The sequence below is a fragment of the Caballeronia sp. LZ033 genome (assembly GCF_031451265.1).
Classification (GTDB): domain Bacteria; phylum Pseudomonadota; class Gammaproteobacteria; order Burkholderiales; family Burkholderiaceae; genus Caballeronia.
In genome coordinates this window covers 1-417 of sequence record NZ_JARUXQ010000059.1, presented here as the reverse complement: position 1 = coordinate 417, position 417 = coordinate 1, and the positions used below count along the sequence as shown (strand labels likewise).

Here is a 417-nt window from a genome sequence, read left to right as displayed (position 1 = left end):
CAGCGTCATTTAGCGGCACGACACAGAACCACGTTTCTGGCACTGCAGTAGAGAGTGCCCTCATAGGCCACTCCGGGCGTGGATCGCGGACCCACTGTGAAATCGCACCACAGAACAGACTGGTGCAGCCCTTGCATGCTCCGGCGCTGCGCTACGCGCCGCCGACCAGTCAATCGGGGATGCCAGTGCACTCTTGCTTACGCGTCCATCTCATTGCTCTTGCCTCCCACTGGTTTCCCTTGCATACCCTCCGGCAGCGCGTAGCGCTGGGCCGGAACCCTCAGGTGCTGCACCAGTTCGCTGAACGGCAGTTTGTCCCAGTGGGTCCGCGATCCACGCCCGGTGTGGCCTATGAGGGCACGCTCTACGGCCGGGCCAGAAACGGGGTTCTGTGCTGCGCCCATTTGATGACGCTGG

At 62.8% G+C, this 417-nt stretch carries 1 protein-coding gene; it reads right to left on the bottom strand.

Annotated elements, in window-relative coordinates; translation table 11 throughout:
• Positions 1-197: 197 nt before the first annotated feature.
• On the bottom strand, positions 198-417 hold a 220-nt coding region (locus QCE62_RS35180), incomplete at its 5' end, for a hypothetical protein (RefSeq protein ID WP_309928047.1).